This is a genomic window from Nocardia sp. NPDC127606, assembly GCF_042671725.1.
Lineage (GTDB): Bacteria > Actinomycetota > Actinomycetes > Mycobacteriales > Mycobacteriaceae > Nocardia.
Genome location: NZ_JBHXWQ010000005.1, coordinates 458,673 through 473,958 on the forward strand (window position 1 = coordinate 458,673; position 15,286 = coordinate 473,958).

Here is a 15,286-nt window from a genome sequence, read left to right on the forward strand (position 1 = left end):
TTGGACCGGCTGGATTTCGGCGGAAACGGCGAAACTGGTGACGGACGTGGAGGCTCTTCGGAGTACTTCCCGCTCTCGCCCGCACAGCTGGGTATCTGGTACGCGCAGCACGTCGACCCACAGGTGCCGATCAATATCGCCCAGTACGTCGACCTGCGTGGACGCCTCGATGTCGCCGTGCTCGAGCGTGCGAGCGCCGACGCGGCCACCGACCTCGAATCGGGCTGGTTGCGCATCGTCGAGATCGACGGTGAGCCGATGCAGACCGTCGACCCCACCCAGGACGCGACGCTGATCCATGTCGATCTGCGTGGCGAGGCCGACCCCGAAGCGGCCGCCGCCGCGTGGATGCGCGCGGAGTACAGCCGCCCGCTCGACATCGTTCGCGACCGCCTCGTCCAGGCTGCCGCGATCCAGCTCAGCGATGATCGCTGGTACTGGTATGCCCGCGTCCACCACATCGTGCTCGACGGTTTCGGCGCCAACAACTTCGTCAACCGCACGGCACAGCTCTATACCGCCGAGGTCACCGGCACCCCGGCCCCGCCGAACAAAGCCACCGATCTGCGCGCGCTCTACGAGTCCGAGCTCGTCTACCGCGACAGCACCCGCTTTCAGTCCGACAAAGAACACTGGGCCCAGCGCGTAGCGGGCCTGGAAGAGGGCAGCAGCCTCACCGGTCGTTCGGCCCCGCCCTCGCCGGTCAACGACATCACCAGCGCGGCGCTGAGCACCTCCCAGGACGAGCTGCTCACCGCGGCGATCGCCCGCCACGACAGCACCGCCGCACCGCTGCTGATCGCCGGTTTCGCGGCCTATCTGGCCCAGATCACCGGCACCTCCGACGTCATCCTCAGCCTGCCGGTCACCGCCCGGACCACCGCGGTGATGCGTCGCTCGGGCGGTGTGACCTCGAACATCGTCCCGCTGCGCCTGCGCGTCGGCCACGACACCACGGTCGCGCAGCTGCTGCGTTCGGTGACCACCGAGGTCTCCGGCGCTCTGCGCCACCAGCGCTACCGGCACGAGGACATCCGCCGTGATTCGGCGGGCGAGGGCATGGTCTCCACGGAGTTCTTCGGCCCGTGGGTCAACATCATGCTGTTCGACAACCACCTGAGCTTCGGTGACATGGAGGGCACGCTCAACGTGCTGTCCACGGGCAGCATCGAAGACCTGGGCGTCAACTTCTATCAGTCGCACGGTGGCACCCGCTCCCACATCGACTTCGAGACCAACCCGAACCTGTACTCGGCCGCCGACGCGCAGACCCATCACGGCCGGTTCCTGGAGTTCTTCGACCGGTTCCTGGCCGCCGACGCCGAGCTGCCGGTGTGGAACCTGCCGGTCACCGGCACGGCCGAGCTGGAACGCTCGCTCACCGAGTGGAACGACGCGGCACACGAGGTCCCCGCGACCACCCTGCCCGCGCTGCTCGACGCGCAGATTCCGCTGACCCCGGACAACATCGCCCTGGACTTCGAGGGCGAAACCCTCACCTACGCGGAGTTCGGCGCGAAGGTCAACCGGCTGGCCCGTTTCCTGGTCGCCGACGGCGTCGGCCCGGAATCGCTCGTAGCGCTCGGCATGCGCCGTTCGCTCGACCTCGTCATCGGCATGCACGCCGTGCTGCGGGCCGGTGGCGCGTATGTGCCGATCGACCCGGATCACCCGGCCGACCGCACCGCCTACATCCTCGAGTCCGCGGCACCGGTCTGCGTCCTGACCACCACCGGCGACGACCTCGACCTGCCCGACACCGTCGCCCGCGTGGAGATCGATCGACTCGACACGACCGGTTTCGACGCCACAGCTCTCACCGACGCCGACCGGCTGTCGCCGCTGCGCCCGGACAACACCGCCTACGTCATCTACACCTCGGGTTCGACCGGCCGCCCCAAGGGCGTCGCGGTCACCCATCACGCGATCGTCAACCAAGAGCTGTGGATGCTCGACGAGTACCGGTTGACCGCCGACGACGTGTACTTACAGAAGACCGCCACCACCTTCGACGTGTCGCTGTGGGGCTACTTCCTGCCGCTGATGGTCGGCGCGAAACTGGTCATCGCGAGCCCCGACGGCCACCGCGACCCGCTGTATGTCGCGGACATGATCGAACGTCACGGCGTGACCGTGACCGACTTCGTCCCGTCGATGCTCACCGTCTTCGTCTCGCACGCCACGCAGACTCAATGTGCCTCGTTGCGTGCGGTTTTCGTCATCGGTGAAGCGCTGCCCCCGGAGACCGCCGCGGGTCTGCGTGCGATCTCCGACGCCGGCCTGCACAACCTGTACGGTCCGACGGAGGCCGCGGTCTCGGTCACCTACTGGGAGGCCACCGAAGCCGACACCACGCAGGTGCCGATCGGTATCCCCGAGTGGAATGTCGAAGTCTACGTACTGGATTCGCGGCTGCGCCCGGCCGCGATCGGCGCCCCGGGTGAGCTGTATCTGGCCGGTCGACAGCTGGCCCGCTGCTACCGCGGCCGCCCCGACCTGACCTCGGACCGCTTCGTGGCCAACCCCGTCGGCGCCCCCGGCGAGCGCATGTACCGCACCGGCGACCTCGTGCGCTGGAACGCCGAGGGCGTGCTGGAATACATCGGCCGCACCGACTTCCAGGTGAAGTTCCGCGGTCAGCGCATCGAGCTCGGCGAGATCGAGACCGATCTGCTCGCGCACCCGACCGTCAGTCAGGCCGCGGTGCTCGTGGTCGACACCGCGACCGGTCAGCAGCTCGTGGCCTACATCGTGCCGGCGCCGGGCCAGTCCGCCGATCCGTCGACGCTGACTCGTTTCGTGTCCGAGAAGCTGCCCGCCTACATGGTGCCCGCGTCGATCATGGTGCTCGACGCGTTCCCGCTCAACACCTCGGGCAAGCTGGATCGCAAGGCGCTGCCCGAACCCGTCTTCACCGCTGCCGCAGGCGATTTCCGTGCGCCGCGTACCCCGGCCGAGCAGATCGTGGCCGGCATCTTCGGCGACGTGCTGAGCCAGGAACGCGTCGGCGCCGACGACAACTTCTTCGAACTCGGCGGCAACTCGCTGGTCGCCACGCAGGTCGTCGCCCGTATCGGCGCTGCCTTCGGCATCCAGCTGGGTGTGCGCGCGCTGTTCGAGACCCCGACCGTGGCCGGACTCGCCGCGCGGGCCGAATCCGTCACGCCCGCCGAGCTTTCCACGCGTCCGCCGCTGGTCGCGCTGCCGCATCCCGAGCAGGTGCCGCTGTCGCTGGCCCAGCAGCGGATGTGGTTCATCAACCAGTTCGACCCCACCGCGCCCACCTACAACCTGCCCTTCGTGGTGCAGATGAAGGGTCGCGTCGATGTCGACGCCCTGATCGCCGCGCTCAATGATGTCGTGGTGCGCCAGGAATCGCTGCGCACGATCTTCCCCGACGCCGACGGCGGTTTCCAGCAGGTACTCGGCGCCGACGAATTCGACCTCGGCATCGCGGTGACCCCGATCGACCAGTCGCGGCTGCGCGAGGAACTGATCGACTTCGCCTCCACCGGCTTCGACGTCACCCTGGAACTGCCGATCCGCGTGCAGATCTTCAAGGTGGTCGGCGGAACCACCAACGGCACACCGGAATACGCGGTCGCTTTCGTCGTGCACCACATCGCGGCCGACGGTTTCTCCTTCGGCCCGCTGGCCCGCGACGTCGCCACCGCCTACCTGGCTCGCGCCGCGGGCCAGGCCCCGGCCTGGCTGCCGCTGCCGGTCCAGTACCGCGACTACACCCTGTGGCAGCACGAACTGCTCGGCGCCGAATCCGACCCGGCCTCGATGGCCGCGCGCCAGCTCGACTACTGGAAGAGCGCCCTCGAAGGCCTGCCCGACCAGCTCGACCTGCCCAGCGACCGACCGCGCCCGCAGCAGCAGAGCTTCCGTGGCGCGCGCGTGGGTTTCGAGATCGACGCCGACACCCACGAACAGCTCGCCGCGGTGGCCCGCGCCAACGGCGTCACCCTGTTCATGGTGGTGCACGCTTCCCTCGCGGTGCTGCTCGCGCGCCTGTCGGGCACCACCGACATCGCCGTGGGCACCCCCATCGCCGGTCGTGGTGAGCAGGCCCTCGATGACCTGATCGGCATGTTCGTCAACACCCTGGTGTTGCGTTCCGACGTCGATCCCACCCAGCCGTTCACCGAATTCCTCACCCGCACCCGCGAAACCGACCTGAGCGCGTTCGCGAACGCGGATGTGCCGTTCGAGCGGCTCGTCGACGTGCTCAACCCGTCGCGCTCGCAGGCCCGCCATCCCCTGTTCCAGGTGGTGCTGTCGTTCCAGGAGATGTCGCACGGCACCCTGGAGCTGCCCGGTCTCACGGTCACGGCCGACGAGGTCGAGGTCGACATGGCCAAGTTCGACCTGCAGTGGACCCTCACCGAGGAACACACCGGCACCGGCTCGCTGTCGGGTATGACCGGCGTGCTCACCTACGCCATCGACCTGTTCGATCAGTCGACCGTCGAAGAGCTGCTGCTGCGCTGGCGCCGCGTGCTCGACGCGATCCTGGCCGATCCGGCCGTCACCGTCGGCGCGATCGACGTGCTCGACGATGCCGAACGCGCCGACCTGGTCACCCGCTTCGGCGCCCCCGCCGCGGTGGCGCGCACGCTGCCGCAGCTGATCGCCCAGGCCGCCCGCGACACCGAGGCGACCGCCGTGGTGTTCGAGGGGACAGCGGTGTCCTACGGCGACCTCGATCGTCGCTCGAACCAGTTGGCGCGCTTGCTGATCCAGCAAGGTCTCGGCGCCGAGGACTTCGTCGCGGTCGCCGTGCCGCGGTCGCTGGAATCGGTGCTCGCCGTGTGGGCGGTCACCAAGACCGGTGCCGCGTTCGTGCCCGTCGACCCGAACTACCCGGCCGACCGCATCGCCCACATGATCACCGATGCCGGTGTGTCCGTTGGCATCACGGTCACCGGTGAAGCCGACGACCTGCCCGATTCGGTGAGCTGGGTGGTGGTCGACGACATCGACCTCACCGGTATCTCCGATGCCGCCCTGGCGCCGCGTGAACTGGTCCGCCAGTCCGATCCCGCGCAGCCCGCGTACCTGATCTACACCTCCGGCTCCACCGGTGTGCCCAAGGGCGTCGTGGTCACCCACGCCTCCGTCGCCAACTTCTGCGCCGAGCAGATCGACCTCTACTCGCTCGATTCCACCACGCGCGCACTGCATTTCGCCTCGCCCTCGTTCGACGCGTCGGTGCTGGAAATGCTGCTCGCCATCGGTCGCGGCGGCACGCTCGTCGTCGTCCCGCCGGGTGTGTACGGCGGTGAGGAACTGCGCGACATCCTCATCACCGAACAGGTCACCCACGCGTTCGTGACCCCGGCCGCGCTGGCCACCTTCGATGCCCGCGGTCTCGATCACCTGCGGGTGCTCGCCGCCGGCGGTGAAGCGGTCCCGCCGGAACTGGTCGCCAAGTGGGCGGTGCGCCTGCCCAACGGTGCGCGCCGCATGCTGGGCAATGTCTACGGCCCCACCGAGACCACCATCGCGTCCAACCTCAGCGAAGGGCTGATCCCGGGGGAGCGAGTCGTCATCGGCGGCCCCATCCGCGGCGTCCACACTCTGATCCTCGACGACCGCCTGCGCCCCGTGCCGGTCGGTGTCGCGGGTGAGCTCTACATCGGCGGCGTCGGCATGGCGCGTGGGTACCACGCGCGCGCCTCGCTGACCGCGGACCGTTTCGTCGCCAACCCCTACGCCCCCGGTGAGCGGATGTACCGCACCGGTGACGTGGTGCGCTGGACCGCCGATCGCAATGTGGAGTACGTCGGCCGTTCCGACTTCCAGGTGAAGGTCCGTGGTTTCCGGATCGAGCTCGGCGAGATCGACTCCGCGCTGGCCTCGCACGACACCGTCGATTTCGCGGTGAGCATCGGCCACAAGAACAAGGGCGGCAGCACCTCGCTGGTGTCCTATGTCGTGGCGGTGCCGGGCGGTTCGATCGATATCGCCGAACTGACCGACCATGTCGCGCAGCGTCTGCCCGCGTACATGGTGCCCTCGTCGATCATGGTGCTCGCCGCGGTCCCGCTGACCGTCAACGGCAAGCTCGATCGTCGCGCGCTGCCCGCGCCGGTGTTCGAGGTGCGCGAGTTCCGCGCGCCTACCACCCCGATCGAGCAGATCGTCGCGCAGATCTTCGCCGACGTGCTCGAGCTGGGCCGGGTCGGCGTCGAGGACGACTTCTTCGAACTGGGCGGCAACTCGCTGATCGCCACCCAGGTCGCGTCCCGCATCGGCATCGCCCTGGACACTCGTGTCCCGGTCCGCATGCTGTTCGAGGCCCCCACGGTGGCGGCGCTGGCCGCCCGGGTGGAGTCCCAGGCCGGTGACGGCGCGCGCAAGGCGCTGGTCGCCCGCGAACGTCCCGACCGGGTGCCGCTGTCGCTGGCGCAGCAGCGCATGTGGTTCCTCAACCGCTTCGACACCGCGTCGGCGGTCAACAACATCCCCGTCGCGATCCGGCTGTCCGGTGACCTCGACGTGGCTGCCCTGCAGGTCGCGGTCATCGACGTGATCGACCGCCACGAGTCGCTGCGCACCGTGTTCCCCGACTCCGGCACCGGCCCCGTGCAGGTGGTCCTGGACGCCGCGCAGATCGTTCCCGACCTCACCCCGTACCGGGTGACCGAGGACAACCTCATCGATCACCTGATCGATCTGGCGTCGATGGCGTTCGACGTGACCAGCGAAGTGCCGCTGCACGCACGGCTTTTCGAGGTGTCCGAGTCCGAGTACGTGCTCGGGATGGTGGTGCACCACATCTCCGCCGACGGTTGGTCGATGGCGCCGCTCTCGCGCGATGTGATCATGGCCTACGCGGCTCGCACCTCGTGGGAGGCGCCGACCTGGGCCGAATTGCCGGTCCAGTACGCCGACTACTCGCTCTGGCAGCGTGAGGTCCTCGGCTCCGAGGACGATCCGCAGTCGTTGATCTCCTCCGAGATCGCCTACTGGGCAAAGGAACTCGCGGACCTACCCGACGAGCTGGTCCTCCCGGCCGATCACCCGCGCCCGCCCGCCGCGTCCTACCGGGGCGGCACGTACAGCTTCGTCATCGCGAGCGAAACCCAGCGCGCCCTGGTCGAATTGGGCCGCCGCTACAACGCCTCGCTGTTCATGGTCATGCACAGCGCCCTCGCGGTGCTGCTGGCCCGTGCCAGCGGCTCCAGCGATATCGCGATCGGTACCCCGGTCGCGGGCCGTGGCGATCAGGCGCTCGACGACCTGGTCGGCATGTTCGTCAACACCCTGGTGCTGCGCTCGCAGGTCGACGGCGCCACCCCGTTCGCCACCCTGCTCGCCCAGGCCCGAGAGACCGACCTGCAGGCCTTCGCGCACGCCGACGTGCCCTTCGAGCGCCTGGTCGAGGTGCTCAACCCGGCCCGTTCGCAGGCACGCCACCCGCTGTTCCAGGTGATGCTGTCGTTCCAGAACAACAAGCAGGCCTCGCTGCAGCTGCCCGGTCTGGCGGTGAGCGGTATCGACTACGACCCGCAGCTGGCCAAATTCGACCTGCAGCTCACGCTCACCGAGGTTCAGGACACCGACGGTGACGTCGGCGGCATGTCGGCCGAGTTCTCGTACGCGCTCGATCTTTTCGACGAATCGACGGTCGCCGCGTTCGCCCGCAGGCTCGACAACATCTTCGCCGCGGTCGTCGCCGATCCCGAGGTGTTCGTCGGCGACATCGATCTGCTCGCACCCGAGGAGCACGCGCAGGTCCTCGTCGACTGGAACGACACCGCGCACGCCGTCCCGCACGCGACGCTGATGTCGCTGTTCGACGCACAGGTGGAGCGGACCCCGGACGCCGTCGCCCTGGTCTTCGAGCAGGAAGAGCTGTCCTATCGCGAGCTGCAGGAGCGGGCCAACCGCATCGCCCGCCGCTTGATCTCCGATGGCGTCGGCCCCGGTGACCATGTGGCACTGGCGATCCGGCGTTCCACCGAGTTGGTCGTCGCCATGTACGCGGTGCTGCAGGCCGGCGCCGCCTATGTGCCGCTCGACCCGGATCAGCCCGCCGACCGCATCGGCCACATCATCGAGACCGCGCAGCCGCGACTGGTGCTCACCAGTCGCCGCGACGCGTTCGAGGCCGACGGCGTCACCGTGCACGCGGTCGAGAACATCTTCTCGCCCGCCGACTTCAGCGGTGCGCCGATCACCGATGCCGAACGCGTGCAACCGATTCGGGCCACCAACACCGCGTACGTGATCTTCACGTCCGGCTCGACCGGTCGCCCCAAGGGCGTCGCGGTGGACCACGCGGCGATCGTCAACCGCCTGCTGTGGATGCAGCACGAGTACCCGATCGACGCGGCCGACGCCGTCCTGCAGAAGACCCCGGCCACCTTCGACGTGTCGGTGTGGGAGTTCTTCTGGCCCTTGCAGACCGGCGCCCGCCTGGTCGTCGCCAAGCCCGACGGTCACCGCGACCCGGTGTACCTGGCCCAGACCATCGCCGAACGCGACATCACCACCGCGCACTTCGTGCCCTCGATGCTGTCGGTGTTCGTCTCGACCCTCGGCAGCAACGGCAACGGCGACGCGGTGCGCCTGCGTCAGGTGTTCGCCTCCGGTGAGGCGCTGCCCGCGCCCACCGCGCAGCGCCTGCGCGAGCTCACCGGCGCCCGCCTGCACAACCTGTACGGCCCCACCGAGGCCGCGGTCGACGTCACCTATCACGAGGTCGTCGACGCCGATGTGGAGTCGGTGCCGATCGGGCGCCCGGTGTGGAACACCCGGGTGTTCGTGCTGGATTCGCGCCTGCACCCCGTGGCGCCCGGTGTCGCGGGAGAGCTCTATCTCGCGGGCGATCAGCTGGCTGTCGGCTATCTCAACCGGGCCGACCTGACCGCCGACCGTTTCGTCGCCAACCCGTACGGCGCGGCAGGCTCGCGCATGTACCGCACCGGCGACCTCGTCACCTGGACCGCGGTGTCGGGCGAGAACGGTCTGACCTACGGCGAACTGAACTACCTGGGCCGCACCGACTTCCAGGTGAAGCTGCGCGGTCTGCGCATCGAACTGGGAGAGATCGAGGCGACCCTGCTGGCTCAGCCGGGCGTCGCGCAGTCGGTCGTGGTCGTGCGCTCCGACGCGCACGCCGGTGACCAGCTCGTCGGTTACCTTGTGCCAGAAGCGGAGTCGGCCCTCGACGTGGCCGCGGTGAAGGCGGGCATCACCACCGAACTGCCCACCTACATGGTGCCGTCGGCCCTGGTCGTGCTGGAGGCCTTCCCGCTCAACGCATCCGGCAAGCTCGACCGTAAAGCGTTGCCCGCGCCCGTGTTCGAGGCGAAGGTGTTCCGTGCGCCCTCGACCCCGATCGAGGAGATCGTCGCCGAGATCTTCGCCGACCTGCTCGGCGCCGAACGCGTCGGCGTGGACGACGACTTCTTCGCCCTCGGCGGCAACTCCCTCGTGGCCACCCAGGTCGCGGCGCGCCTGAGCACGGCGCTCGACGCCGAGGTCGGCGTGCGCACCCTGTTCGAGGCGCCCACCGTCGGTGCGCTGGCCGCTCGCGTGGAATCGCACGCGGGCACCGGTCTGCGCGCCGAGCTCACGGCCCGTCAGCGCCCCGAGTACCCGCCGCTGTCGCTCGCCCAGCAGCGCATGTGGTTCCTGAACCGCTTCGACGTCGCCGACACCGGCACCTACAACATCCCGGTCGCGGTCCGCCTACAGGGCCTGCTCGATCTGCCCGCGCTGCGCGGCGCGGTCGCCGACGTGGTCGCCCGCCACGAAACCCTGCGCACGGTCTACCCCGTGTACGTCACCCCCGAGTCGGGGCGCGCCGCCATGGCCGACGGCACCGCCTACCAGAAGGTGCTCGCCGCCGCGGGCTCGATTCCGGACGTCGAGCTGATCGAGGCCGACGAGACCGACATGGCGACCTCGCTCTACGAGTTCGCCCGCCGCGGTTTCGACGTCACCGCGAACGCGCCTGTGCGCCTTCGGGTCTACGAGCTCAGCGAGCGCGAACATGTGCTGGTGATGGTGGTCCACCACATCGCCGCCGACGGTTTCTCGCTGCGCCCGCTGGTGCGCGACCTGATGACCGCCTACGTGGCCCGCACCGCGAACACCGAACCCGGCTGGCCGCCCCTGAACATCCAGTACGTCGACTACGCGCTGTGGCAGCGCGAGATCCTCGGCGACGAAACCGATCCCACCTCGCTGATCTCCGAGCAGCTCGAGCACTGGCGCGGCGCGCTCGCCGATCTGCCCGACGAACTGCGCCTCGGTCACAAGTCGCGGCCGGTGCAGGCCAGCTACCAGGCGGGCACGCACCGCTTCGAAGTGCCCGGCGAGCTCGTCGAGGCGTTGAACCGGGTCGCCCACGAGCACAGCACCACCCTGTTCATGGTGGTGCACAGCGCTTTCGCCGTCCTGCTGTCGCGCCTGTCGGGCACCCCCGACATCGCCATCGGCACCCCGGTCGCGGGCCGTGGTCAGCAGGCACTCGACGACCTGGTCGGCATGTTCGTCAACACCCTGGTGTTGCGCGCGCAGGTCGATCCGGGCACCACCTTCGCCGAGCTGCTCGGTCAGGTCCGCGAGCACGACCTGGCCGCCTTCGCGCACGCCGACGTACCGTTCGAGCGCCTCGTCGAGGTGCTCAACCCGGCGCGCTCGCAATCGCGCCACCCGCTGTTCCAGGTGATGCTCTCGTTCCAGAACCTGGGCCGCACCACCCTGGAACTGCCCGGCCTCACGGTCTCCGAGCTGGGCATCGACCAGCACATGGCCAAGTTCGATCTGCAGCTCGCGCTCAGCGAGGTCCCCGCCGACGACGACAGCCACATGGATGCCGAACTCGTCTACGCGACAGATCTTTTCGACGCGAGCTTCGCCGCGACCTTCGGCGCCCGCCTGCTGCGCGTGCTCACCGCCGTCGTGGTCGACCCCTCGGCTCCCGTCGGTGACATCGAACTTCTCGACTCCGCCGAGCGTGCCCTGGTGCTCGATCGCTGGAACGACACCGAATTCGCCGTCGACGCCGCGCTGAGCACGCCGAGCGACGACGAACCGGCCACTCTCCACGCGCTGTTCGAGGCGCAGGTCGCCCGCACCCCCGACGCGGTCGCGCTCACGTTCGAGGGGACGAGTCTGTCCTACGCCGAGTTCGCGGGCCGCGTGCGTCAGCTGGCGCGCTGGCTCAAGGACGCCGGCGTCGGCCCGGAATCGTATGTGGCACTCGGCATGCGGCGCTCGATCGACCTGCTGGTCGGCATGTACGCCGTGTCCGCCGCCGGTGGCGCGTACGTGCCGCTGGATCCCGATCACCCGGCCGAGCGCATCGAGCACATCCTCGAGACCGCGCAACCGGTCTGCGTGCTCACCTCCGGTGAGAGCCTGCCCGCGGCCGCCGGTCGCGAGGTGCGCATCGACCAGCTCGACCTGTCCGGCCGCTCCACCGAGCCGGTCACCGACGCCGACCGGCACCGCCCGCTGCGCTCGGACAACACCGCCTACGTCATCTTCACCTCCGGCTCGACCGGTCGCCCCAAGGGCGTGGCCGTCAGCCACGCGGCGATCGTCAACCGCCTGGTGTGGATGCACGCCGCCTACGGCCTCGCCGCCGACGACGTGGTGCTGCAGAAAACCCCCGCCACCTTCGACGTGTCGGTGTGGGAGTTCTTCTGGCCCTTGCAGGTCGGCGCGCGCCTGGTCGTCGCCAAGCCGGACGGGCATCGCGACCCGGCCTACCTGGCCCGCCTGATCGGGGCCGAACAGGTCACCACGGTGCACTTCGTGCCGTCGATGATGGCGGTGTTCGTCACCGAACCGCTGGCCGCCGAGTGTGTCTCGCTGCGCAATGTGTTCGCTTCCGGCGAGGGCCTGCCCGCGCCGACCGCGCAGCGTCTGCGCGAATTGACCGGCGCCGCACTGCACAACCTCTACGGTCCGACCGAAGCCGCGGTCGACGTGACCTATCACGAGGTCACCGATGCCGACATCGAGACGGTGCCGATCGGCGCCCCGGTGTTCAACACCCGTCTGTACGTGCTGGATTCGCGATTGCGACCGGTTCCGGTGGGTGTCGCGGGTGAGCTCTATCTCGCGGGCGTGCAGCTGGCCCACGGGTATGTGGGTCGCGCCGACCTGACGATGGACCGCTTCGTCGCCGACCCGTTCGCGCCCGGCGAGCGCATGTACCGCACCGGCGACCTCGTCACCTGGACCGCCGACGGCGAGCTGGAGTACCTGGGCCGCACCGACTTCCAGGTGAAGCTGCGTGGTCTGCGCATCGAGCTCGGCGAGATCGAGTCCGCGCTCACGGCGCTGCCGGAGATCGCCCAGTCGGTGGTCGTGGTCCGTGCCGACGAGCACACCGGCGATCAGCTGGTCGCCTACGTCATCCCGGAGGCCGGGGTCACCGTCGACACCGACGCGGTGAAGGAGGCCCTCGGCACCGAGCTGCCCGTCTACATGGTGCCCGCCGCGTACGTGGTGCTGAACGCGTTCCCGCTCAACGCCTCCGGCAAGCTCGATCGCAAGGCGCTGCCCTCGCCGGTGTTCGCCACGCGGACCTTCCAGGCGCCGGTCACCCCGGTGCAGCAGATCGTCGCCGCCACCTTCGCCGAGGTGCTCGGCGCCGGTCAGGTCGGCCTCGACGACGACTTCTTCGAACTCGGCGGCAACTCGCTGGTCGCCACCAGGGTCGCGGCCCGGCTGTCCGAGGCCCTCGATACCCAGGTGCCGCTGCGCGCGCTGTTCGAGGCGTCGACGGTGGCCGCGCTGGCGGCTCGCGTCGAAACGCACACCGGTCGCGGTGGGCGCATCCCGTTGGTCGCGCGCCCGCGGCCCGAGCTGGTGCCGCTGTCGCAGGCGCAGCAGCGGATGTGGTTCCTCAACCGATTCGACAACCGCACCGCGGTCAACAACATCCCCGTCGCGATCCGTCTCACCGGTGACCTCGATGTCGCCGCGCTCGAGGCGGCCATCGCCGACGTGGTCGCCCGGCACGAGTCCCTGCGCACCTTGTACCCGGCAGCCGACGTGACCGCGGGTGCGGTCGAGGAAGGCGCGGGCTACCAGCGGATCCTGCCCGCCGACGAGGTCCGGGTCGCGCTGGCCGCCCAGCCGGTCGCCGCGAGCGATGTGGTGGCCAGGGTGATCGAACTGGCGAGCGTGCACTTCGACGTGACCCGCGAAGTCCCGTTCCGCGCGAGCCTGCTGCGCGTCGACGACCGGAACCACGTGGCCGTGCTGGTCGTGCATCACATCAGCGGTGACGGCTTCTCCCTGCGTCCGCTGCTGCGCGATGTCGTCATCGCCTACACCGAGCGCACCCGCGGCGAGAACCCCGCCTGGACGCCGCTGGAAGTCCAGTACGCCGACTACACCCTGTGGCAGCGTGAGCTCCTCGGGGAGGAGTCCGATCCCGACTCGGTCGCCGCGAGCCAGCTCGCCTACTGGACCGAGCAGCTGCGCGACCTGCCCGATCAGCTCGAGCTGCCCGCCGATCGGCCGCGCCCCGAGGTCGCCACCAATGCCGGTGACCTGCACCGCTTCTCGGTCGACGCGCAACTGCACCACGCGCTGACCGAGATCGCCCGCGCCCGCGGCGTCACCCTGTTCATGGTGATGCACGCGGCGCTGGCCACCTGGGCCGCACGCCTGTCCAACAGCACCGATATCGCCATCGGCACCCCCATCGCCGGTCGTGGCGAGCGCGCGCTCGACGACCTGGTCGGCATGTTCGTCAACACCCTGGTGCTGCGCAGTGAGGTCGACTCGAGCGCGCGCTTCGGCGACCTCCTGGATCAGGTCCGCAAGGTGGACCTGTCCGCCTTCGCCAATGCCGATGTGCCGTTCGAGCGCCTCGTCGACGTGCTCAGCCCCACCCGTTCGCAGGCGCACCACCCGCTGTTCCAGGTGGCGCTCACCTTCGAAGCGGCCACCGCCGCCGACGCGGGCACCATCGCGCTGCCCGGCCTCGATCTCGACGTCGTCGACTTCGATCCGGGCACCGCGAAATTCGACGTGCAGCTCACCGTGGGCGAAGCCGCCGACGGCTCGCTGGCGCTGTCGTGGAACTACGCCACCGATCTGTTCGACGCCGAAACCGTCGCCGCCTTCGGCGACCGCCTGGTCCGCATCCTGCGCAGCGTCGCCGAGAACCCCGACGTGATCGTCGGCGACATCGACCTGCTCGGCGAGGCCGAACAGCGTGATGTCGCCCAGCGCTGGGTGTCCTCCGGCGTCGACGCCATCGGCCTGCCGGTCATCCACGACGCCAGCACCCCCGCCGGTTACCGGCGTGGCCTGTTCGGCAACAAGCACACGACCCTGGTCGACCTGTTCGACGCCGCGGCCGCCGCCTACCCCGACCGTATCGCCGCCAAGTTCGGTGTCGAGTCGCTGACCTACGCCGAACTCGATCGCCGCGCGAATGTGTTGGCGCGCAGGTTGATCGAAGACGGCGCGGGCCCGGAATCGCTGGTCGCGGTGATCCTGCCGCGTTCGCTCGATCTCGTGGTCGCGCTGCTCGCCGTCGTGAAGACCGGCGCGGGCTACGTGCCCGTCGACCCGACCTACCCGGCCGAGCGCATCGCCTATGTGCTCGAGGACTCGCGCCCCACCAGCGTGGTCCTCGATTCCACCGTCCAGGTACGGGTGCCCGAGCACCTGCCCTCGGTGGTGCTCGACGGCTTCGCCGTGGAAACCGGCAATATCGAAGACGCCGACGACGCCCCGATCACCGACGCCGACCGGCTCGCCCCGCTCTCGCCGGACAATGTCGCCTACGTCATCTACACCTCCGGCTCGACCGGTCGCCCCAAGGGTGTCGCGGTCGCGCACCGCAATGTGGTGCGCCTGTTCGCCAACACCGACCGTGATTTCGGCTTCGGCCCGCGTGATGTGTGGACGCTGTTCCACTCCTACGCCTTCGACTTCTCGGTGTGGGAACTGTGGGGCCCGCTGCTGTTCGGCGGTTCGCTGATCGTCGTGGACTACTACACCTCGCGTTCGCCCGAACAGTTCCTGGAACTGCTGCGGGTGGAACAGGTGACGGTGCTCAACCAGACGCCGTCGGCGTTCTATCAGCTGGCCGAGGCCGACCGCAACGCCGGACCGGGTCTGGAACCGCTCGCCCTGCGCTACGTGGTGTTCGGCGGCGAGGCCCTCGAGCTGCGCCGCCTCTCGGATTGGGTCGCGCGCCACGGTGACAGCTCGCCGACGCTGGTCAACATGTACGGCATCACCGAGACCACGGTGCACGTGTCGTTCCGTGCGCTGGACGCGAAAA

At 69.3% G+C, this 15,286-nt stretch carries 1 protein-coding gene (running past one end of the window); it reads left to right on the top strand.

What is annotated here, in order from left to right; all coding sequences use genetic code 11:
- Nucleotides 1-15,286, top strand: the beginning of a protein-coding gene (locus ACFVJ5_RS24470) for a non-ribosomal peptide synthase/polyketide synthase (RefSeq protein ID WP_379223351.1). The gene runs 28,580 nt beyond the window's last position; only the first 15,286 of its 43,866 coding nucleotides appear in the window; it begins with the start codon at nt 1-3; its stop codon lies off the right edge, out of view.